At 36.4% G+C, this 21,835-nt stretch carries 20 protein-coding genes; 15 read left to right on the forward strand and 5 right to left on the reverse strand.

What is annotated here, in order from left to right:
- The first annotated feature begins 2 nt into the window (after nt 1–2).
- Genes OCV53_RS05250 through holA form a run of 3 tightly spaced genes read left to right on the forward strand, consistent with a single transcriptional unit; the run spans nt 3 to nt 3,744 of the window.
- Nucleotides 3–515, forward strand: coding sequence for a GerMN domain-containing protein (locus OCV53_RS05250; RefSeq protein ID WP_022375306.1), 513 nt, complete (start codon nt 3–5; stop codon nt 513–515).
- A gap of 3 nt (nt 516–518) precedes the next feature.
- Nucleotides 519–2,708: a DNA internalization-related competence protein ComEC/Rec2 gene (locus OCV53_RS05255; RefSeq protein ID WP_055196932.1), complete on the forward strand. Its 2,190-nt coding sequence runs from the start codon at nt 519–521 to the stop codon at nt 2,706–2,708.
- A gap of 55 nt (nt 2,709–2,763) precedes the next feature.
- Complete coding sequence (gene holA / locus OCV53_RS05260; protein ID WP_055197200.1) at nt 2,764–3,744, forward strand: DNA polymerase III subunit delta; 981 nt, start codon at nt 2,764–2,766, stop codon at nt 3,742–3,744.
- 144 nt (nt 3,745–3,888) lie between these two features.
- Here the strand turns inward: holA and rpsT are convergent, their stop codons facing one another.
- Nucleotides 3,889–4,152, reverse strand: coding sequence for a 30S ribosomal protein S20 (gene rpsT / locus OCV53_RS05265; RefSeq protein WP_022375303.1), 264 nt, complete (start codon nt 4,150–4,152; stop codon nt 3,889–3,891).
- A gap of 196 nt (nt 4,153–4,348) precedes the next feature.
- Between rpsT and gpr the strand changes: the two genes are divergently transcribed.
- From gpr to hemW, 4 genes are all read left to right on the forward strand, one after another.
- Complete coding sequence (gpr, locus tag OCV53_RS05270) at nt 4,349–5,194, forward strand: GPR endopeptidase (RefSeq protein WP_022375302.1); 846 nt, start codon at nt 4,349–4,351, stop codon at nt 5,192–5,194.
- 105 nt (nt 5,195–5,299) lie between these two features.
- On the forward strand, nt 5,300–6,322 hold the full coding sequence (gene spoIIP, locus OCV53_RS05275; RefSeq protein WP_242852125.1) for a stage II sporulation protein P: 1,023 nt from the start codon (nt 5,300–5,302) through the stop codon (nt 6,320–6,322).
- A 52-nt stretch (nt 6,323–6,374) separates the two neighbouring features.
- A complete protein-coding gene (gene lepA / locus OCV53_RS05280) occupies nt 6,375–8,186 on the forward strand; it encodes a translation elongation factor 4 (protein WP_022375300.1) in 1,812 nt (603 codons plus the stop codon).
- Nucleotides 8,176–9,327, forward strand: coding sequence for a radical SAM family heme chaperone HemW (hemW, locus tag OCV53_RS05285; protein ID WP_055196936.1), 1,152 nt, complete (start codon nt 8,176–8,178; stop codon nt 9,325–9,327). The genes lepA and hemW overlap by 11 nt, the downstream gene beginning before the upstream one ends.
- A gap of 4 nt (nt 9,328–9,331) precedes the next feature.
- On the opposite strand, the gene OCV53_RS05290 is transcribed toward hemW, so the two are convergent.
- The 3 genes from OCV53_RS05290 to abc-f all read right to left on the reverse strand — a co-directional run bounded on the left by OCV53_RS05290 (nt 9,332) and on the right by abc-f (nt 13,319).
- Nucleotides 9,332–10,234, reverse strand: a complete 903-nt coding sequence (locus tag OCV53_RS05290) for a S8 family peptidase (protein WP_022375299.1) — start codon at nt 10,232–10,234, stop codon at nt 9,332–9,334.
- 109 nt (nt 10,235–10,343) lie between these two features.
- Nucleotides 10,344–11,360, reverse strand: a complete 1,017-nt coding sequence (locus tag OCV53_RS05295) for a glycosyltransferase (RefSeq protein WP_055196938.1) — start codon at nt 11,358–11,360, stop codon at nt 10,344–10,346.
- Between the two features lie 57 nt (nt 11,361–11,417).
- Nucleotides 11,418–13,319, reverse strand: coding sequence for a ribosomal protection-like ABC-F family protein (gene abc-f / locus OCV53_RS05300; protein WP_022375297.1), 1,902 nt, complete (start codon nt 13,317–13,319; stop codon nt 11,418–11,420).
- A gap of 149 nt (nt 13,320–13,468) precedes the next feature.
- Here abc-f and OCV53_RS05305 point away from each other — a divergent pair, with 149 nt between their 5' ends.
- The 7 genes from OCV53_RS05305 (at nt 13,469) to OCV53_RS05335 (ending at nt 19,308) form a co-directional block, all read left to right on the forward strand.
- Nucleotides 13,469–14,125 carry a redox-sensing transcriptional repressor Rex gene (locus OCV53_RS05305; RefSeq protein ID WP_022375296.1) on the forward strand — a complete coding sequence of 219 codons (657 nt, stop codon included), beginning with the start codon at nt 13,469–13,471 and terminating at the stop codon, nt 14,123–14,125.
- A 21-nt stretch (nt 14,126–14,146) separates the two neighbouring features.
- On the forward strand, nt 14,147–14,509 hold the full coding sequence (gene acpS, locus OCV53_RS05310) for a holo-ACP synthase (RefSeq protein ID WP_022375295.1): 363 nt from the start codon (nt 14,147–14,149) through the stop codon (nt 14,507–14,509).
- The gene (locus OCV53_RS05315; RefSeq protein ID WP_055196942.1) at nt 14,506–15,981 is read left to right on the forward strand and encodes a bifunctional ADP-dependent NAD(P)H-hydrate dehydratase/NAD(P)H-hydrate epimerase; all 1,476 of its coding nucleotides are present in this window, start codon (nt 14,506–14,508) and stop codon (nt 15,979–15,981) included. The genes acpS and OCV53_RS05315 overlap by 4 nt, the downstream gene beginning before the upstream one ends.
- The gene (alr, locus tag OCV53_RS05320) at nt 15,965–17,128 is read left to right on the forward strand and encodes an alanine racemase (RefSeq protein ID WP_022375293.1); all 1,164 of its coding nucleotides are present in this window, start codon (nt 15,965–15,967) and stop codon (nt 17,126–17,128) included. The genes OCV53_RS05315 and alr overlap by 17 nt, the downstream gene beginning before the upstream one ends.
- An 80-nt stretch (nt 17,129–17,208) precedes the next feature.
- The gene (locus OCV53_RS05325; protein WP_009265730.1) at nt 17,209–17,556 is read left to right on the forward strand and encodes a type II toxin-antitoxin system PemK/MazF family toxin; all 348 of its coding nucleotides are present in this window, start codon (nt 17,209–17,211) and stop codon (nt 17,554–17,556) included.
- Nucleotides 17,557–17,645: 89 nt separating this feature from the next.
- A complete protein-coding gene (locus OCV53_RS05330) occupies nt 17,646–18,596 on the forward strand; it encodes a hemolysin family protein (RefSeq protein WP_055196944.1) in 951 nt (316 codons plus the stop codon).
- Nucleotides 18,580–19,308, forward strand: a complete 729-nt coding sequence (locus OCV53_RS05335) for a YebC/PmpR family DNA-binding transcriptional regulator (RefSeq protein ID WP_055196946.1) — start codon at nt 18,580–18,582, stop codon at nt 19,306–19,308. The genes OCV53_RS05330 and OCV53_RS05335 overlap by 17 nt, the downstream gene beginning before the upstream one ends.
- Before the next feature lie 256 nt (nt 19,309–19,564).
- On the opposite strand, the gene OCV53_RS05340 is transcribed toward OCV53_RS05335, so the two are convergent.
- On the reverse strand, nt 19,565–20,848 hold the full coding sequence (locus OCV53_RS05340) for an O-acetylhomoserine aminocarboxypropyltransferase/cysteine synthase family protein (protein WP_055196947.1): 1,284 nt from the start codon (nt 20,846–20,848) through the stop codon (nt 19,565–19,567).
- A 288-nt stretch (nt 20,849–21,136) separates the two neighbouring features.
- Here OCV53_RS05340 and OCV53_RS05345 point away from each other — a divergent pair, with 288 nt between their 5' ends.
- Nucleotides 21,137–21,829 carry an iron-sulfur cluster assembly scaffold protein gene (locus OCV53_RS05345; protein WP_008392877.1) on the forward strand — a complete coding sequence of 231 codons (693 nt, stop codon included), beginning with the start codon at nt 21,137–21,139 and terminating at the stop codon, nt 21,827–21,829.
- The last annotated feature ends 6 nt before the right edge of the window (nt 21,830–21,835 follow it).

Here is a 21,835-nt window from a genome sequence, read left to right on the forward strand (position 1 = left end):
AGATGAAGAAAAAATCTGTTATGATGATGTTCTGTCTGATTCTTGTTCTGGCACTTACAGGATGCCGGTCAAAGAAAGAAACGAATGACCAGAGCAATCAAAAAGGAACGGCGATTTATTACACAAACAATGATGTGACAAAACTCATATTAAAAAGAAAAAATATCAGATTAAAAGGCAGTCAGATTCAGAAAGTTCAGACGTTATTAGGAGAACTTCAGAAGACGCCAAAGAGTCAGAACATACGGTCTGTTATACCAAAGAGAATTGTGATCAACAGTTTTGAGGTGAACAGCAATATTGTTCAGGTTGATTTTTCAATGGGATATAAACGGATTGCAGAGAACAAAGATTTAATCTGTCGTGCGGGGATTGTTTATACATTAACTCAATTGAAAGGAATTAACTATGTATCATTTTCGATTTCAGGAGAACCTATGCTTGATACAGATGGAACAGCATTAGGAGCACTTGGAAGAGACAGTTTTGTGTTTGATGAATTGCCAATGAAATGATTTATGAAAAAAAGACCTATGGTTCTTATATTTACCGGAGTATTATCCGGAATGGCCGTTGTATGGAATATTTTATCCATGGCAACGGCTTTTTATTTACTTGCAGGACTCTGCATTATGGTGTGTATGCTTTGCTTTGATAAGGGATATGGATGGATCATCGCAGGAATGATCTTAGGAATTATATTTGCTGCATCTGCTAAAATCTCGATGAATCTTGATTTTTCACAAGTCAGATATAATGAAACACAGGATATCATAGGAAAGGTAGTTGAAGTATCGCAAACAAAAACCGGAAAGCAGGCATTGCTTCTTAAAAATGATATGCTGGAAGGAAAAATTTTATTATATACATCAAATGACGAAGAAATAAGTTCAGGCGATGTCGTATCTTTTAGGGGCAGCCTTAAAGTCTTTGATGGAGCAACCAATCCAGGACAGTTTTCCAACAGGCATTATTATTTTAGCAGAGGTATTTATTATCATGCATATTCAAAAGACATACTTATTAAAAAATCTACAGAGTTATGCTTAGATCAAATGATCGCAAGATGCAGAAAATATTTAAAACAACAACTTAGTATGCAGTATGATGAAGGAATTTCAAATTTCCTGAATGCAATGATGCTTGGAGATAAAACAAAGCTTAATGATACTGTAAAAGATGATTTTAAAGAAAGCGGTCTGATTCATTTAATGGCAGTATCTGGACTTCATATTTCGCTGGCAGGAAGAAGCATTTATCGGCTGTTTCGCAGACTTTGTGGCAGCTTTATGATCAGTTCAGTTATTGGAACGATGTCAGCGGTATTTTATTGTGCTTTAACGGGATTTTCAGTATCTTCTTTAAGAGCATTGATCATGCTTTTGATCTATTTTTTATCGCAGATTTTAGGAGAACATTACGATTTATTATCATCGGCTTCTTTTGCTGGTGTGATATTGCTTCTTATACGTCCATACAGGATTTATGATACAGCGTTCCTTTACTCATTTACAGCGGTTTTTGTGATCGGATGTTATCAGAGGATCAAGCCAAGGCTTAAGGGCAAGTTTCAAAAAATAAGAGAATCTTTATTGTTTTGTACAGCGATTCAGATTGGAATGTTTCCAATAATAATTTATTTTCAATATGAAGCACCGCTTCTTTCGTTTTTGGCAAATGTGATAGCTGTACCATTGGCATCGACGGCATTTACGGTGGCGTTTGTTTTGATCTTTCTTCCACATACAATTTTTCACGATATCATTTCGTGGATGATATATGTGATCTTATGGCTTTCCAAACGATCATATGGAATGCTTACAATCGGGCATGTACCATTTTTCTGGGTGATTTTGTTTTATAGTCTGCTTTTGTTGTGTACTTCTAAAAGAAATAAACTTCAATTTAAGATCAGGATTGGTCTTGTTTATACAGGAATTGTGCTTCTTATATTTATACCAAAGTTTCGAAAGAAGACGATCACTTTTCTTGATGTTGGACAGGGAGACTGTTTTATTGCTGATACCAATGCAGGACTGATAATATCAGATGGAGGAAGCAGTAGTGAAGATCAAGTTGGAAAATATAGGATTCTCCCATATATAAAATATCTTGGATATCAAAGGGTCAAAATTGCAGTTATCAGCCATATGGATGTGGATCATTATTCTGGAATTCTTGAACTTCTTAAGATGGGAAGGATTGAATATCTTGGACTTCCTGAAATACAAAAGGATGCAGCAATGGAAAAGATCATAGAAGCGGCAAGACAAAATAATACTAAAGTTTTTTATTTATCGAGAGGAAGAACAATTAAGACGAAAGATGATTATCTTAAAGTTCTCCATCCGGTAAAGAACAGTAAGATGGAAAAGAATGCGGCTTCAATTGTCATGCAAGGGAATGTGCTTGGATACAAATTACTTCTTACAGGGGATGTAGAAAAAGAAGGAGAAGAACAGCTTCTGGGAGAAGGACTTAGCCACGCAGAAATATTAAAAGTAGCACATCATGGTTCTAAGAATTCTACGAGCAGCGAATTTTTGCAAAAGGTATTGCCGGAACAAACGATCATATCCTGTGGACAAAATAACAGATATGGACATCCGCATAAGGAAACAATTCACAGGTTAAAAAGCTGCCATACGAAGATCAAAAGAACAGACACAAATGGAGCTGTCATTTTTCGAGAGAAAAGAGATGGTTGAAAATCAGTTAAAAACAAGGTATACTATCAAAAGCCAGAGAAAGAGATGCAAAAATATGAAGAAAATATTAGAAGATATCAAGACAAATACATATGAACGATTTTATCTGTTTTACGGAGAAGAAAAATATATGATCTCCCAGATGAAGAATCAGTTAAAGAAGGCTTTAGTTTCAGAAGATGATACGATGAATTATTCTTATTTTGAAGGGAAAAAGGCTGATTCAGTGGAGATTGCAGAGCTTGCAAAGACACTGCCATTTTTTAGTGATCATAGATTCATTATCTTGGACGAGACAGGCCTTGGAAAGAAGAGTGATGATTCTTTTATTGAGGCATTAAAAGAAGCTTCTGATACAAGTGTACTTCTTTTTATTGAAGACAGTGTTGATAAACGTTCAAAGATTTATAAGTTCCTTTCGAAGGAAGGACATGTAGTCTGTTTTGAATCAGCAGGAGATAAAGAATTATCCAGATGGTTGATGTCATTACTTAAGAAAGAAGGAAAACAGATGTCATCTTCGACAATGCGAAGTTTCTTATACCGTTGTGGATCTGATATGTATACATTAAAAAATGAACTGGAAAAGCTGATTTCCTATGTTGGAGAAAGAAAAGAGATTACGATTCATGATTTAGAACAATTGACATCGTCTCAGACGACAAATCAGATTTTTGTAATGCTTGAAGCAATTGCAAGAAAACAAAGAGAAAAAGTACTTACATTATATTACGATCTGATCGAATTGAGAGAGTCTCCATTTGGGATTCTTGCGTTGTTGGTAAGACAGTGTAATCAGCTGCTTCAAGTAAAGGATTTAGACAGATTAGGAAAGAATAATGGAATGATCGCCAAGCAGATGAAAGTACCAGTGTTTGTGGCAGGAAAATTAAAAGATCAGGCTAAGCTGTTTTCGATGGAAACACTGTGTAATATGCTCGAGTTATGTGCGAAGACAGATGAGGCGATTAAAACAGGAAAGATCAGCGACAGGGTTGGAGTGGAACTGTTACTGATTGAGTTCAGCCAGAAATAAAATAAAGGAATTAAAAATGGGATAGCCAGATAATAAGAGTGGCTATCCTGTTTATTTTCTAAAAATGTAAACGAAAAAGAAGCCTGACGGTGGCTTCTTTTTTGCGGGTTAATTATATTTATATTCGATTCTTAATATTTAAAATTAAGCGATAGCGTTAACAGCTTTAGATAAACGAGAGATCTTTCTTGAAGCTGTATTCTTGTGGAAGATTCCTTTAGAAGTAGCTTTGTTGATCTCAGAAATGCAAGCTGTTAAAGCTTCAGAAGCTGCTGCTTTATCGTTAGCTGCGATAGCTGCCTCTACTTTTTTGATATATGTTTTAACTTTAGTTTTGATTGCTTTATTTCTTTCTGTTTTTGTGTTGATAACTTTGATTCTTTTTTTTGCTGATTTAATATTTGCCAAAGTGGGCACCTCCAATATAATAACTTAAATTTCTTACTTTTCTTGAATCTTGTCTATAGCGAGACACGGTTAGCTATACACAAAACATACTGTTATATCTTATAGAAAATGTCCTCATTTGTCAATAACTTTGGCAAAAAAATGTAATATTTTTTTAAAAATAATCACATACTACACAAAAAAGGAGGAAACATTGATGCAAAATCGTACAGATCTGGCGTTAGAATTGAAGGAAGAAAAAAATATTGGATCTGCGGAGTCTGGAATTATTGTAAAAACAAGGATAGATACAGCAAATCATATCAAAGAAACAAAGATCATAATCAAAAATAAAAAAGGAGAAATTTCTCTTGGAAAACCAAAAGGGAGTTATATTACGATCGAAGCAAAAAATCTGTCTTCAAATGATGGGAGTTTTCATAAAGAAATGAGTGAAGCATTATTTTTAAATCTAAAGGAGATGCTTGGAAAGAGAAAAAAGATACTGATCGCAGGCCTTGGAAATGCTAATGTAACAGCAGATTCATTAGGACCTAAAGTTGTAAATAATCTTTGCATTACAAGGCATTTAGAAAGAGAAGGAATTGGAGAATATCAGTATGAGTTAAGTGCGATCGCGCCGGGAGTTATGGCACAGACAGGAATTGAGACAAGTGAGATTTTGGAATCGCTGGCAGCAAAGATCAGACCAGATGTTTTGATCGCAATTGATGCACTGGCGGCAAGAAGTTCCAGTAGATTAAATAAAACGATTCAGATCAGTGATACTGGGATTTCACCTGGTTCAGGGGTTGGGAACCATAGAAGTGAGATTACGGAACATACGATCGGTGTTCCGGTATTTGCCATTGGAGTGCCAACGGTAATTTCTGTACCAGCGATCATTCATGATCTTTTTGGTAGGAGATCATTGGAAAAAGAATATGAAAATATGGATGAAGAATTTATTTCCATGCATGTAACACCAAAGAATATTGATGAATCAATGAAAAGGATCAGCTATACCATATCAGAAGGCATTAATCATTTATTGCATAATTAAAGAACCCATGAATACAATGAAAGTATGGAGAAAAGAAAGAGATGGATCATACAGACAGGGATTTTTATATTTTTTATAATTTTTAGTAAACAGGTGTCAGGCACAATGATAGCAGAGATGATCGATGGGTATTATCGGAAAGTGATTACTGAATTTTGTCCAGCATTGTCAAAGAAAGAAGAAACATTTTCAGGGATGATCTTGTCTGATATGATCCGTATATATTATCGTGATACTGTACCATTTTTACAATATCGGACAGACTATAAAGATAAAGATGAGCAAGATCTTGTACAGGAGGATTATTACCATTTTCAGGATGATGAGACAACAGATGAAGCTGCTCAGGAGGTAAAAAAGGAAGCAAAAAGATTTCATGCAAAAAAATGGGAAAATCCCAAATATTTAAGAAAATATATTTATCAGATCGACAGTACAACAATGGCATTGAATAGTGAACTGAATGGAAAAGTTTTACTCAACATGGATCTTAAATTAAAAAAGACAAAAAAACCGCAGATCTTGCTCTATCATACGCATGGGAGTGAGACATACAGAGGAAGTAAAAGAGGAAAAAAATCAGATACAGTGATCGGTGTAGGGGATATGCTGGTTAAGAAATTAAGAGAGAAAAATATTTCTGTTATACATGACCGTAATATTTATGATAAAAAAAACGGGAAAGAAGAACGATCAAAAGCCTATAATTATGCAGCAAATGCAATAGAGAATCATTTAAAGAAATATCCATCTATAAAAGTGGTGATCGATTTGCACCGTGATGGTATCAGTGAAAAAACAAAACTTGTTACAATGCAAAAGGGCAGACGGATGGCACAGATCATGTTTTTTAATGGTATGAGCCGTACCATATCCAATGGAAATATTAGATATCTGAAAAATCCTAATAAACAGATGAATTTAGCGTTCAGTCTGCAGCTTCAGGCACAGGCAGCAAAAAAATATCCTGGTTTTACAAGAAAAATTTATATGAAAGGATATCGTTATAATCTGCATTACAGAGGAAGAAGCCTTTTGGTTGAAGTTGGAGCTCAGAACAATACATTGTCAGAAGCGAAAGCATCCATGAGTTTACTTGCTGAATTATTAAGTGATGTGTTATACTAAAATGGAGTATGTAAAAAGTTATATGTACTTGAAATATAATTAGGAGGAACTTATGGCAATAGATCAGAGTAAAATACGAAATTTTTGCATTATCGCACATATAGATCATGGAAAATCAACATTAGCAGACAGAATCATCCAGATGACAGGGACATTAACTGACAGGGAGATGCAGGAACAGGTTCTTGACAATATGGATCTTGAGAGAGAACGTGGAATTACGATCAAATCTCAGGCAGTGCGAATTGTATATAAAGCAGATGATGGAGAAGAATATATCTTTAATCTTATCGACACTCCAGGACATGTCGATTTTAATTACGAAGTTTCAAGAAGTCTTGCAGCCTGTGAAGGAGCAATCCTTGTTGTCGATGCGGCACAGGGAATCGAAGCTCAGACATTAGCAAACGTATATCTTGCGATCGACCATGATCTGGAAGTTATGCCGGTGATCAATAAGATCGACCTTCCAAGTGCAGATCCGGAACGTGTGAAAGCAGAGATTGAAGATGTGATCGGGATTGATGCAGAAGATGCACCACAGATTTCAGCAAAGAGCGGATTAAATGTAGAGCAGGTATTGAAACAGATCGTAGAGAAGATTCCAGCACCACAGGGAGATAAGAATGCACCTCTTCAGGGTCTGATCTTCGATAGTATGTATGATGCATACAAAGGAGTTATTATCTTTACAAGAATTAAAGAAGGTACGATCAAAGTTGGAACAAAGATGAAGATGATGGCAACCGGAGAAAGTGCAGAAGTTGTGGAAGTTGGAACATTTGGGGCTGGAAGATTTAATCCATGTGATGAATTAACTGCTGGAATGGTTGGATATGTCACAGCCAGTCTTAAGAATGTGCAGGGAACAAGAGTCGGTGATACGATCACAGATGCGGATAATCCATGTGCAGAGCCACTTCCTGGATATAAAAAGGTTAATCCGATGGTATATTGTGGATTATATCCAACAGATGGGGCAAAATATCCAGATTTAAGGGATGCATTAGAAAAACTTCAGTTAAATGATGCAGCACTTCAGTTTGAAGCAGAGACATCGGTTGCGTTAGGATTTGGATTCCGTTGTGGATTCCTTGGATTATTACATTTAGAGATCATTCAGGAACGTTTAGAGAGAGAATATAATCTGGATCTTGTAACAACAGCACCAGGGGTTATTTATCGTGTATATAAGACAGATGGAACAATGATCGAATTGACAAATCCATCAAATCTTCCTGATCCATCAGAGATCGATCATATGGAAGAACCAATCGTTACAGCAGAGATCATGGTAACATCAGAATTTGTCGGAGCGATCATGGGCTTATGTCAGGAAAGGCGTGGAGTTTATCTTGGAATGGAATATATGGAAGAGACAAGAGCATTGCTTCGTTATGAACTTCCACTAAATGAGATCATTTACGATTTCTTTGATGCATTAAAATCACGTTCCAGAGGATATGCATCCTTAGATTACGAGATGAAAGGATATCAGACATCAAAACTTGTGAAATTAGATATCCTGATCAATAAAGAAGAAGTTGATGCACTTTCATTTATTGTACATGAAGATACAGCATATGAACGTGGACGCAAGATGTGTTCTAAATTAAAAGAAGAGATTCCAAGACATATGTTTGAAATTCCAATTCAGGCAGCAATCGGAAGTAAAGTCATTGCAAGAGAGACTGTCAAAGCGATGAGAAAAGACGTTCTGGCAAAATGTTATGGTGGAGATATCTCTCGTAAGAGAAAACTGTTAGAGAAACAGAAGAAAGGAAAGAAACGAATGCGTCAGGTAGGAAATGTTGAAATTCCACAGGAAGCATTCATGAGTGTTCTGAAATTAGATGAAGACTAAAAAGATCGAACTTTACATTCATATACCATTTTGCAAAAGCAAATGTCGATACTGTGACTTTTGTTCGTTTCAGGCAGAGAATGCAGTGATCGATGATTATATAACAAAATTAAAAGAAGAATTGATTTTCTGGGGAAAGAAACTTACAAAAGAGGAAGTAGTGACTGTTTTTATCGGAGGTGGTACGCCATCTTATCTGAAAGAACAGTATATCAAAGAAATTTGTAATGTTATCTTTCAGTATTTTAAGGTCAGTGAGAATGCAGAGATCACGATTGAGGCGAATCCCGGAACGGTAGATTTAAAGAAACTTTGTACATACAGAGAAAGCGGGATCAACAGGATCAGTTTTGGATTACAGTCAACGATTCAGGAAGAACTTCAATATCTTGGAAGAATTCATACCTATGAACAGTTTTTACAATGTTACAATTGGGCGAGAGAAGCTGGATTTTGTAATATCAGTGTCGATCTTATGAGTGCAATTCCAAAGCAAACAATTCATTCCTATGAGAAAAACTTAAGAACGATCGCAGAACTTTCACCGGAACATATCTCAGCTTACAGTTTGATCATAGAAGAGGGAACCCCTTTTTATGAAGATGAGAATTTAGAAGATCTTCTGCCGTCGGAAGAAGATGAGGTGCGGATGTATCAGATGACAGCACAGATTCTCAAGGAATATGGATATGAACAGTATGAGATTTCAAATTATGCAAAAAAAGATTTTGAAAGTCGACATAATTTAGGTTACTGGTCACATATTCCATATCTTGGTGTTGGATTGAATGCATCGTCTTATATGGATGAGAGACGCTTTGAGAATCCATCGGATATGAAACAGTATCTAAAGATAACATCATTTGATGAGCTATACAGCCAGACTCGTCCGTTATCCGTTCATGAGCAGATGGAAGAGTTTATGTTTCTTGGGTTAAGGAAGACGAAAGGAATTTCAAAAAATAAATTCGAAGAGCGTTTCGGCTGTTCTGTGGATTCTGTTTATGAGAAACCTCTAAAAGAATCCATAGAACAAGGCTTTATCAAAGAACAAGGAGATCGAATCTTGCTGACACAAGAAGGGATTCTTGTCAGTAATCAAGTTTTATGTGAATTTTTGTTTGATGAAGAATCAAGTTAAAATTTTATAAATCCATTAATTTTTTTAAATTAATCCTCCCCCAGCCCTGATGGTGCCTGGGGGTTTTTAATTTGTCACAGTTTTTACGAAGCTTCATTTTTACATCTTTATTTGTATAAAAAGGATACTTTTCGAGTAATAGAGCAAGTGAACCAGAAACAACCGGGGTTGCCATGGAAGTACCACTTTTTAAAGTATAACGGTGATTTGGAGCACAGGAAAAAATATTAGTTCCAGGAGCAACAACGTCTGGTTTCATAACACATGAGGAGGTTGGACCACGACCAGAATATTGAACTTTAAATCCGCGTCTGCCGATCATTGGGGAGGTATCATCACTTGATCCAATGGTAATGATCTTTGGACTGTTTCCAGGAATGGAGATACTGTGAGATTTTGGTCCGTGATTTCCACCAGCAATACATACGATCAGGCCGTCATCCCATAATGTGTTAACATGTGTTAATAATTCTATGGAAGCAGGGCTTTCTTCTGAAGCAGAACTTCCAATTGAAATATTGACAATGCGGATGTTATAAGAGTTGTGATGTTTATGAATCCAGTCCAGTCCTTTTAAAAATGCACTTTGAACCCCATTTCCTGATGCATCTAATACTTTTAATGCTATAATATGAGATTTTGGAGCGATGCCAAGATAGTCAGAATCAAAGACCGCAGAAGAAGCAGCAATTCCTGTAATATGAGTTCCGTGTCCGTTATCATCATAACTAAAAGATCGATATTGTACGAAATCTATGAATTCAGCGATACGGCTGGAATATGGAGCAAAATCTTTATGAGGGAAAAGTCCGGTATCAAGATAAGCAATGCCAATGCCTTCTCCTAAAAAACCATGCTGGTGTGCAAGATCAGCATGAATCTGTTTTGAAACAGAAGCTATCATCATTAAAATCCTTTCTGTCTTTATTGTTAGAATACGCAGAACACGTACATATGGAAACAAAAAAGACCCGCAAAAACGAGTCTTTTGAGTGTATAGTTTAAAATATAAAAAATTAGTTAAAACCAATAAATTTGCGGGCTGCTTTATACATACCGATCGTGGCTTTTCTTCCAACATATCCAGGAAGATTGACAGCACAGCTTGTGATATTGTGACGAATCTTGCGATATAATTTTTTATCTTTTCCGTATAAGTATTTCCATAATTCTTTTCTCATCTTTAAATGCTCTTTTGTTCCAGATTTTACTGCGATCACGGAAGAAATACACATGATGATAGAAAGATAATGTTTCATATAGCGTTCTAATGGTTTGCTTACAAGATTAAACTGTGCCATATAATCGATCATGATGTAAGTAACTTTAAACTGTTGATCGATACGTTTGATCATGTTTGCTTCATTGACAGACTGGTCATCACGTCCGATAAAATAGCGGTAGAAGTTTACATCAAGATAATACATCGTTTTTACATATGGCAGTGGTTTAAATACATAAATGTTATCAACGTAAAATGTATGTTCTGGAAGCTCTAACTGGCATTCACGAAGCAGGGCTGTACGATAGATGACAGAATGCATTAGAATATACTGGCTGACAGGGAAACGTCCGACATCATCCCAGCAAAAGATCTTGTCTTTTGGAATTGCGTGACGATAGTGGATCACTGTTTTTTTCTTAGCACCCTGTTTTTCATACACATAATTGGAAAGCAGCATATCAAGAACTGTTCCTTGTTTGTAAAAAGTAGAGAGTGTATCAAGAATTTCGCCATAAGCATATTCATTTACCCAGTCATCGCTGTCGACAACTTTTAAATAAATTCCTTTTGCATTTTTGATTCCTGTATTAACGGCACCACCATGTCCTTTATTTTCCTGATGGATAGCACGGCAGATATCAGGATATTTTTTTTCATATTCATCGGCGATGGCAGCTGTATTGTCAGAAGAACCATCATTGACGATAAGAATTTCAACTTGGTCTCCTCCTGGTAATAATGTATCAATACAGTGTCTCATATATTCCTGAGAGTTGTAACAAGGTACAACAAAGGATATTAATTTCATAAAAACCTCCTGTTTAAAATACGATTAACATTCTTATTATATATGTTTTTTGATCAATTAGCAAAGAGTTTCCCACTCTTCATAAAGTTCTTCCAAAGAAGAAGTGATCTCTGCCTGTTTGTTGCTAAGTTCCATTAGTTTTGCAGGATCAGAAGCATTTTCAGGTAAAGACATGGCTTCGGAAAGTTCTTCTTGCTTTGTTTCAAGGTCGGTGATCATATCTTCGACTTTTTTCAGTCTGTTCTCACGTTTCCTTTGCTTTGCCTGTTCTTCTTTTTGTTGTTTCCAGTCAAGTTTTGCTTCCGTATCAACAGAAACAGCGGAAGTAGAAGCAGCATTTAGAGCAGCCTTTTCTTTCTCTTTCTGTGCGATATAATCTTGATAATTACCAGGATATGAAGTTAATCCGTGGTCAGAAATTTCCAGAATTCTTGTTGCTGTTTTGTTGATAAAATAACGATCATGTGAAACGTACAGAATCGTTCCAGTGTAAGCGTTCATTGCTGATTCAAGGATTTCTTTTGACTGAATATCCAAATGGTTCGTCGGCTCATCAAGAATCAGAAAGTTTGCATGAGAAAGCATTAATTTTGCAAGGGAAACTCGACCTTTTTCGCCACCACTTAAAGAGGAGATCGGACGGAATACATCTTCTCCATAAAATAAAAATGCTGCAAGTGTATTACGGATCTTTGTATTGTTCAGGTCAGGATAGGCATCAGAAATTTCATCAAAGATGGTTTTAGAATCATCTAAGTTATCCTGTGCCTGATCGTAGTAACCGATAGAAACACCTGCACCAAGAGTGATCGTTCCTCCGTTATTGCTGATCTTTTTGCAAATGATCTTTAATAAGGTGGTCTTACCAGTTCCGTTTGGACCGATTAGGGCAACGCGTTCTTCACGAAAGATATCTGCACTGAGACCTTCAAATAGAGGTTTGCTTCCAAATGATTTTGAAACATCTTTTAATGTAAGAACGTCATTTCCACTGACTACTTCTGGCTCAATGCTAAGACGCATGTCTGCATTATATTCAGTTGGTTTTTCTAAAACTTCAATTTTGTTTAAAGCTTTCTCGCGGCTTTCTGCTCGTTTGATCGATTTCTCACGATTAAACTGCTTTAATTTTTTGATAACTTCCTTTTGGTGTTTGATCTCTTGTTGCTGGTTTTTATACTCTTTTAGACGGATTGCTTTGATCTGGTCGCGTTTCTCAATAAATGTAGTATAATTTCCATCAAACAGCATGGAATGCCCTTGGTCGATCTCCATAACTTTATTGACAATTTTGTCAAGAAAATAACGATCATGAGATACAATGATCACGGCACCTTTATAATGAGATAAATAATTTTCAAGCCATCTGATAGAATCGACATCCAGATGGTTTGTCGGCTCATCAAGAAGCAGGATGTCTGGATTCTTAAGAAGAAGTTTACCAAGAGCAACACGAGTTCGCTGCCCTCCAGATAAGGTATTGATCTCTTTTGAAAAATCTTCTTCGGAAAATCCAAGCCCTTTAAGGATTCCTGTGATCTCACTTTTGTAAGCAAATCCATTTAACTGTTCAAATTTATGAGTTGCGTTTGTATACTGGTTCATTTTCTGCTCCAGTGCATCACCGGTCAGATGCTTCATTTCTTGTTCATATGTACGCATCTGTTCATCTAGTTCAATGACTTCCTTCTTAACGGAGAGAAGTTCATCAAAGATCGTATGATGAAATGTATGATCCTGATGTTGGGCAAGATAGCCGATGCTGGCATCCTTTTTTAAAGAAATTTCCCCATCATCACTGGAAATTTCTCCAATCAGTATTTTTAAAAGTGTCGATTTTCCGGCACCGTTATATCCGATGATTGCCAGCCGGTCGTTTTCATTTAAGTGAAATGAGATATTCTGCAAGACAGGTTTTTCAACAAAAGTTTTGCAGATATTCTGGCATGATAATATCATTAAGATACCCCTTTCCAATTTTTTATTGACATTATTTTTCAGAATACCATATTTTTTGAGAAAATGAAATAATTTCATGATAGAAAGATTGACAGTTATTAGACAATCTTATATAATTATAAACAGAATAAAGATTTTGGAGGAATAAAATGGCAAACTCAGGTAAGAATATTTCTTCAGCAGTTATCAAGCGCCTTCCAAGATATTTTCGTTATCTTGGTGCATTAAAGGCAAGGAATATTACAAGAATATCTTCAAAAGAATTAAGTGAACAGATGATGGTAACAGCATCTCAGATTCGTCAGGATCTTAATAACTTTGGCGGATTTGGACAGCAGGGATACGGGTATAATGTAGATAATTTATATACAGAGATTGGCAAGATTTTAGGATTGGATAAGAGAAATGACATGATCATTGTAGGAGCAGGTAACCTTGGACAGGCACTTGCTAATTACCAGTCTTTTAATGAAGATTATGGATATAAAGTTATGGCATTATTTGATGTCAATCCAAAACTGATCGGAATTTCTGTTCGTGGAGTGAAAGTTCTTGATACAGATGAACTTGAGAACTTTATTAAGACACACGGCATCAAGATCGCTGCACTGACGATACCGAAAGATCAGGCACCAGCGATCGCCAAGAAGATGGCAGAATGGGGAATCAAAGGATTCTGGAATTTTGCACCGATCGATCTTCATCTGCCGGATAATGTTACGGTAGAGAATGTCCATCTGGCAGAGAGTCTGATGACGTTAACATATAATGTTCACAATAGAGAAGAACAAGAACAGGAACAATAGGCACAGCAGGTGATAGATGAGATGATTGCTGGAATAGGAACAGATCTTGTAGAGATAGGAAGAATAGAAGAGATGCTTCATAGAGGAAGTCGTCTTACAAGAATTTTTACAACAACTGAATTAGCGTGTGCAAAAGACAATGCTGCGACTTTAGCTGGCAATTTTGCTGTAAAAGAAGCCGTTTCCAAAGTATTTGGAACCGGCTTTTTCGGTATGGAACCATATGAGATCGAAGTATTAAGAGATAAGTTTGGGGCACCATATGTGAAATTATATGGGGGTGCAAGACAGCTTGCGAAGGATAAGAAGATCATAAAGATCCATGTATCGATCACTAATACAAAGGAATTTGCACAGGCATTTGCGATAGGAGAATGCGTATGAAATATGTATTAAAGAATCAGGAAATGCAGACGGTTGATTATGAAACAATTCATGGAATAGGAATTCCAGGGCTTGTGCTGATGGAGAGAGCATCAAAAGCGGTTGCAGACTATGCAGTGCAGATGATCGATCATTCCAAGAGAATTCTGGTAATTTCAGGAATTGGTAATAATGGAGGGGATGCTCTTGCCTGTACAAGAATTTTGCTTGAACAGGACTATCTGGTAGATTATATGATTGTTGGAAATTTGGAAAAAGCTTCAGATGATCTGAAATTACAGCTTCAGATTCTTAAAAATCTTGGATATTTTCCATTAGAAAATGCAAATTTTCATGAATATGACCTTTTGATCGAAGGAATTTTTGGAGTTGGACTTTCCAGAGAAGTTGGCGGTATTTACAAAGAAATGATTGAGCGTATCAATGCATGTGGCAAATCTGTCATTGCAATCGATATTCCGTCTGGTATCAGTGGAGACAGCGGAAAAGTTCTTGGATGTGCTGTTCATGCAGCAATAACGGTCACATTTGGCAGTTATAAAAGAGGACATTTATTATATCCAGGACGTGAATACTGTGGGAATATAAAACTTGTATCCATTGGATTTCACAACCAGACGATTAAAAAATATGCAACGGGATACACATTGGAAGCAGATGATCATTTAATGCCAGAAAGGAAAGCATATTCCAACAAGGGAAGTTATGGAAAAGTTTTGATCATTGCTGGAAATAAAACGATGTCAGGAGCAGCATGTTTTGCAGCAGAAGCAGCATTGCGGATGGGAGCAGGTCTTGTAAAAGTGCTTTCAGATGTACAGAATCGTTCAGTTTTACAGACAAAACTTCCAGAAATTTTATTTGGAGAACGAAAAGATTTAAAAGAATCTCTAAATTGGTGTGATTGTATCTTATTTGGCCCAGGAATCGGAGTTAGTGAAGAGACAAAAGAAATGTTGGAAATGATTCTTGAGGAAGGAACAAAACCATTAGTTATTGATGCAGATGGATTAAATACGATCAGCAGATATGATATGGAAATTAATTATCCATATGGACTGATCTTGACTCCACATCTGATGGAAGCATCAAGACTGATGGCATGTGATATTATGCAAATGAAAGAAGATTTATGTCAGAATGCATATGAGCTTGCAAAAAAATATCATTGCATTGCAGTTTTAAAAGATGCAGCAACTATCGTTGCACAAGAAGGTGATTTGGTGTATATTAATCAAAGCGGAAATGATGGAATGGCAACTGGAGGAAGTGGAGATGTTCTTGCCGGAATGATCACAGGCCTTTTAGGAGGCGGATTAGCTGCTCATGAGGCAGCAGTTCATGGAGTTTATCTTCACGGCCTTGCAGGAGATCATGCAAGATGTGATCTGGGTGCTTACAGCATGATCGCATCAGATATTATCACTCACATAAAGGATGTTACAGGAGGAAGCTATGAATCAGTACTATAGAGTGCATGCAGTCATTGATCTGGATGCAATCTGTCATAATATACAGGAAGTAAAACGTGTCGTTGGAGAAGGTGTCAAGGTAATGCCAGTGATTAAGGCTGACGGATATGGACATGGAGCAGTGCCAATCGCAAAAGAATTAAATAAGATTGGGGTTGATGCATTTGCAGTTGCGATCCTTGAAGAGGGAATCACACTTCGAAATCATGGGATTAAAAAACCAATTTTGATTTTAGGATATACATCAGAATATCAGTACAGCTCATTGATCCAGTATGAGATCGAGCCAACAGTATTTTGTTATGAGATGGCAGAATCTTTATCTAAGATCGCACAGGCTTTAGGAAAAGTTGCAAAGATTCATATTAAACTTGATACAGGAATGAATCGTATTGGATTTAAACCAACACAGGAATCTGTAGAGATTGTTGAGAGAATTTCTAAACTACCAAATATCAAGATTGAAGGAATCTTTACTCATTTTGCATGTGCAGATGAAGCAGATAAGACATCTGCGTACGAACAGGAACGTAAATACGATCAGTTTATTAAATGGTTAGAAGAAAAAGATATTTATATTCCGATCAAGCATGTATCAAACAGTGCATCGATCATTGATCTGGCTGGTTTTAGAAAAGATATGGTACGATCAGGGATCATCACTTATGGATTATATCCATCCGAAGAAGTATCAAAAGATGTATTAGATTTAAAACCAGCGATGGAATTGAAGACACATATTGTATACATTAAGGAAGTAGGACCTGGAGAGGGAATCAGCTATAACCATACTTATGTCACAGACAAGAAGACAAAGATCGCAACAATTCCAGTTGGATATGCAGATGGATATCCAAGAGCACTTTCATCCAAGGGAAGAGTTTTGATCCGTGGGCAGTATGCTCCGATCATCGGAAGAATCTGTATGGATCAGTTTATGGTTGATGTTACAGATATTGAAGGCATTTCTGTGATGGATGAAGTAACATTAGTTGGACACGATGGCAATAAGATGTTAACTGTAGAAGAAGTTGCAAATCTTGCAGGATCATTCAATTATGAATTTGTCTGCGGAATCGGAAAACGAGTCCCTCGTGTTTATATTCGCAATGGTGAGATCAAAGAAGCTGAATATTTTGAAAAATAGGGAATTTTTTGAATACTTTTGAAAGAATTGTAAATACTCTTCATAGAATATTTAAAAAGAAATGGAGAGTGTTTATGCTTATGGTAATTAAGCGAGGCGATATATTTTATGCAGATTTGAGGCCAGTCGTTGGTTCAGAACAAGGCGGTATCCGTCCTGTGATCGTTCTGCAAAATGATGCGGGCAACAAATATAGTCCAACGATCATCTGTGCAGCGATCACAAGTAAGATGAATAAGGCAAAACTGCCAACGCATGTACCAATCGACTGTCACAGATGTGAATTGGAAAAAGATTCTGTGATCTTGTTAGAACAGATCAGGACGATCGATAAAAGCCGTTTAAGAGAAAAGGTATGTCATTTAAATTGTACATTTCTAAAACAGGTGGATCATGCACTGAAGATCAGTTTAAGTCTTGATACATAACAGAAATGGTACGATATTGACCTTTTTTCTTAGAAATGATATATTTAAATTTGCATAGTCTTAATTTCTAGAAGATAAAGGAGAAAGAAATGGAAGGATTTACTCCCTCGGTACTTGTGATGATCATTTTAGCAGTTATTGTTGGATTTGTGGCTGGATATTTTTTCATGAAGCAAAGAGAGAAGATTTTGGAAAACAAGAAGAAACTGCATACATCAGAACAGGAACATGAAGAGGATGAAGACAATGAATATGAAGAAGAGATCATGAACATTGTCAACGAAGGACATGAACAAGGTGCGATCATGGAAGGGGAAGCCCGTATGATCACGAATATCTTTGAGTTTGGAGATAAAGATGTTACAGACGTTATGACTTCAAGAAAGAAGATCGATGCCATTGATATGACCATGTCCGTGGAGAAGGCATTAAATTACATGTTAGATGAGCCGTATTCAAGATATCCATTATATGAAGATGATATTGATAATATTGTAGGAGTGCTTTATTTAAAAGATGTAATCGATGCATACCTCAATCAGAAAGAAGCAAAGCTTTCTGATATTGCAAGAGAGCCGTTTTTTGTTCATCAGACGATGAATCTATCCGTTCTTTTCCAAGAGATGCAGACCAAGAAGATTCATATGGCGATCGTCATTGATGAATATAGCCAGACAGAAGGTATTGTATCTATGGAAGATATGTTAGAGGTTATCGTAGGTAATATCTTAGATGAATATGATGTTGAAGATCGTAATATCACTAAGATCGGATGGGCAGATGTTTATCTTGTACGCGGAAGTACAAGACTTGAAGAACTTGAGGATACACTTGGAATCGAGTTTGACGTTGAAGATATTGAGACACTGAATGGATTTTTAATTGATCAGCTGGGACATTTACCAGAAGACAATGAAGAAATAGAAATAATCTACCAAGGATATTCCTTTAAATCTGTCGATATTCATGACAACATGATCCGGCAGGTAAAGGTAGAAAAAAGGAAAAGGAAGGAAGAAAAAGATGTCAGGACACAGTAAATTTGCGAACATCAAACACAAAAAAGAAAAAAATGATGCGAAAAAAGGAAAAATTTTCACAGTTATTGGAAGAGAAATTGCAGTAGCAGTTAAAGAAGGTGGACCAGATCCAGATAACAACAGCAGATTACGTGATGTCATTGCAAAAGCAAAAGCAAACAACATGCCAAATGACACGATTGAACGTGGTATCAAAAAAGCTGCTGGAGATGCAGATTCTGTTAATTACGAACAGATTACATATGAAGGATATGGGCCAAGTGGAGTTGCTATTATCGTAGATACATTAACAGATAACAAAAACCGTACAGCATCTAATGTAAGAAATGCTTTCACAAAAGGAAATGGTAACGTAGGAACACCAGGATGTGTATCTTACATGTTCGAAAAAAAAGGACAGATCATTATCTCTAAAGAAGAATGTGAAATGGATGCTGATGATCTTATGATGATGGCATTAGATGCTGGAGCAGAAGATTTCAATGAAGAAGAAGACAGCTTTGAAGTATTGACAACGCCAGAAGATTTCAGCGCAGTTAGAGAAGCTCTGGAAAAAGAAGAAGTTCCTATGGCAGATGCCAGTGTAACAATGATCCCTGGTACTATGGTTGAACTTACAAGTGAAGAAGATATTAAGAATATTCAGAAAACATTAGATCTTCTGGATGAAGATGATGATGTTCAGGAAGTTTATACAAACTGGGATGAATAAAAGCATATCATAAATGATATGGCATAAATGACTATAAAAAGCGGGCATTTTTCACAACATTTAGGCAATAATGTTGTGGGGAATGCCTGTTTTGTGTTATAACAATTAATTGATATTATAATAAAAATGAGGTAGTATATGCCGATGGATGTGAATATGATTTCTTTGATTAATTAAAAATAAGCCTAACTATCAGATGTAAATTGGTGGTTAGGCTTATATTATAGATTTTTATGTGATAGAATTAATTGTAAAATTATGCATTTTTAAGTGCTTCTTTCAGATCATTGATAATATCTTTTGCACTTTCAATTCCAACAGATAAACGGATCATTCCAGGAGAAACTCCAGCTTCTCTTAACTGTTCATCGTTCATCTGGCGATGTGTATGACTTGCAGGGTGAAGTACCATCGTTTTGGATGCAGCAACATGTGTCGCAATATTTGCTAATTTCAAGTTATCCATAAAACGTACTGCAGCATCACGTCCACCAGTCAGTTCAAAGGAAATAACACCACAGGTTCTTCCCTCATCCATATATTTTTGTGCTAGTTCATGATATTTATCATCAGGAAGTCCGGCATAAATAACATGAGATACTTTTTCATGAGCATCTAAGAATTCAGCGACTTTCTGAGCATTTTCACAATGACGTTCTACACGCAAAGGCAGAGTTTCTAATCCAAGATTTAATAAGAAACAGTTTTCAGGGGATGGAATGGAACCAAGGTCACGCATCAGCTGTGTTGTAGCTTTTGTGATATAAGCTTTCTTTCCAAATTGTTTTGTATAAACGACACCATGGTAAGATTCATCAGGTTCAGTAAGACCATGATATTTGTGCCCATAAGCGTCCCAGTCAAAGTTTCCGCTGTCAATGATCGCACCACCAACTTGAACAGCGTGTCCATCCATATATTTTGTTGTTGAATGTGTGACGATGTCAGCACCCCATTCAAAAGGACGACAGTTGATCGGTGTTGCAAAAGTATTGTCAACGATCAATGGAACTTCATGTTCATGGGCAACCTTTGCAAATTTCTCAATATCAAGAATGACAAGTGCAGGGTTTGCAATTGTCTCTGCAAATAAAACTTTGGTATTTGGTTTAAATGCAGCGGCAATTTCTTCAGCACTTGCATCAGTATCAACGAATGTACAGTCAATTCCAAGTTTCTTTAATGTAACACCCAGAAGGTTAAATGTTCCACCATAGATCGTAGAAGCTGCAACAACATGATCTCCAGCCTCACAGATATTAAAGATCGCATAGAAGTTCGCAGCCTGTCCAGAAGAAGTAAGAAGTCCTGCAACACCTCCTTCAAGATCAGCGATTTTGGCAGCCACAGCATCGTTTGTAGGATTCTGAAGACGTGTATAGAAATATCCTTCTGCTTTCAGATCAAATAACTGTCCCATTTCATCGGTTGTATCATATTTGAAAGTAGTACTCTGATAAATAGGGAGTGCACATGGTTCTCCTTTCTTAGGAGTGTAACCAGAATGAAGACATTTTGTTTCTAAATCATAATGACTCATAATCATAATTCCTTTCTGTTATAAAAAATATGTATTAAATTATACCCGCAATTCCTAAAGAAAACAAGGGGAATAGAATTCAGACAATTTACTGAATTAACTAAAAAAAATGAAAATTCGAGATTTTTTGTATAAAAGAAAAACAACTTGACAAAAAAATTATTTTTATCACACAAACCAACAAAAACATTGAAAAACTTAACGAAGTTCTTAAGATAATTTGTTGTTTTATTTTTAACGATGTGCTAAAATAATAGTGTTATTTTTAATACTGAAAGGAGTTTCAACATGATTTATTCACATGAAGTAGAACAAATGTGTACAGTAGCTCAGGGTGTAAACCATGGAGCTGCCCCAATTCCTGAAGAAGCAAAATGGGTAAAAGCGAAAGATGTAACAGACATCTCAGGATTAACACATGGTATTGGTTGGTGTGCACCTCAGCAGGGAGGATGTAAATTAACTCTTAACGTTAAAGAAGGTATCATCCAGGAAGCATTAGTAGAAACAATCGGATGTTCAGGAATGACACATTCAGCTGCTATGGCATCTGAAATCTTACCAGGAAGAACAATCTTAGAAGCATTAAATACAGACTTAGTTTGTGATGCTATCAATACAGCAATGAGAGAATTATTCTTACAGATCGTATACGGAAGAACTCAGAGTGCATTCTCTGAAGAAGGACTTCCAATCGGTGCTGGTCTTGAAGACTTAGGAAAAGGATTAAGATCTCAGGTTGGTACAATGTACGGAACACTTAAGAAAGGTCCTCGTTACCTTGAAATGGCTGAAGGATACGTTACAGGTATCGCTCTTGACGCTGATGATGAAATCATTGGATACCAGTTTGTTAACTTTGGTAGAATGATGGACTTCATCAAAGCTGGAGACGATGCTCAGACAGCACTTGACAAGGCCAAAGGTCAGTACGGACGCGTTGATGACGCTGTTAAGATTATTGACCCAAGAAAGGAATAGGAGGTA

The sequence above is a fragment of the Anaerostipes amylophilus genome (assembly GCF_025567365.1).
Classification (GTDB): domain Bacteria; phylum Bacillota; class Clostridia; order Lachnospirales; family Lachnospiraceae; genus Anaerostipes; species Anaerostipes amylophilus.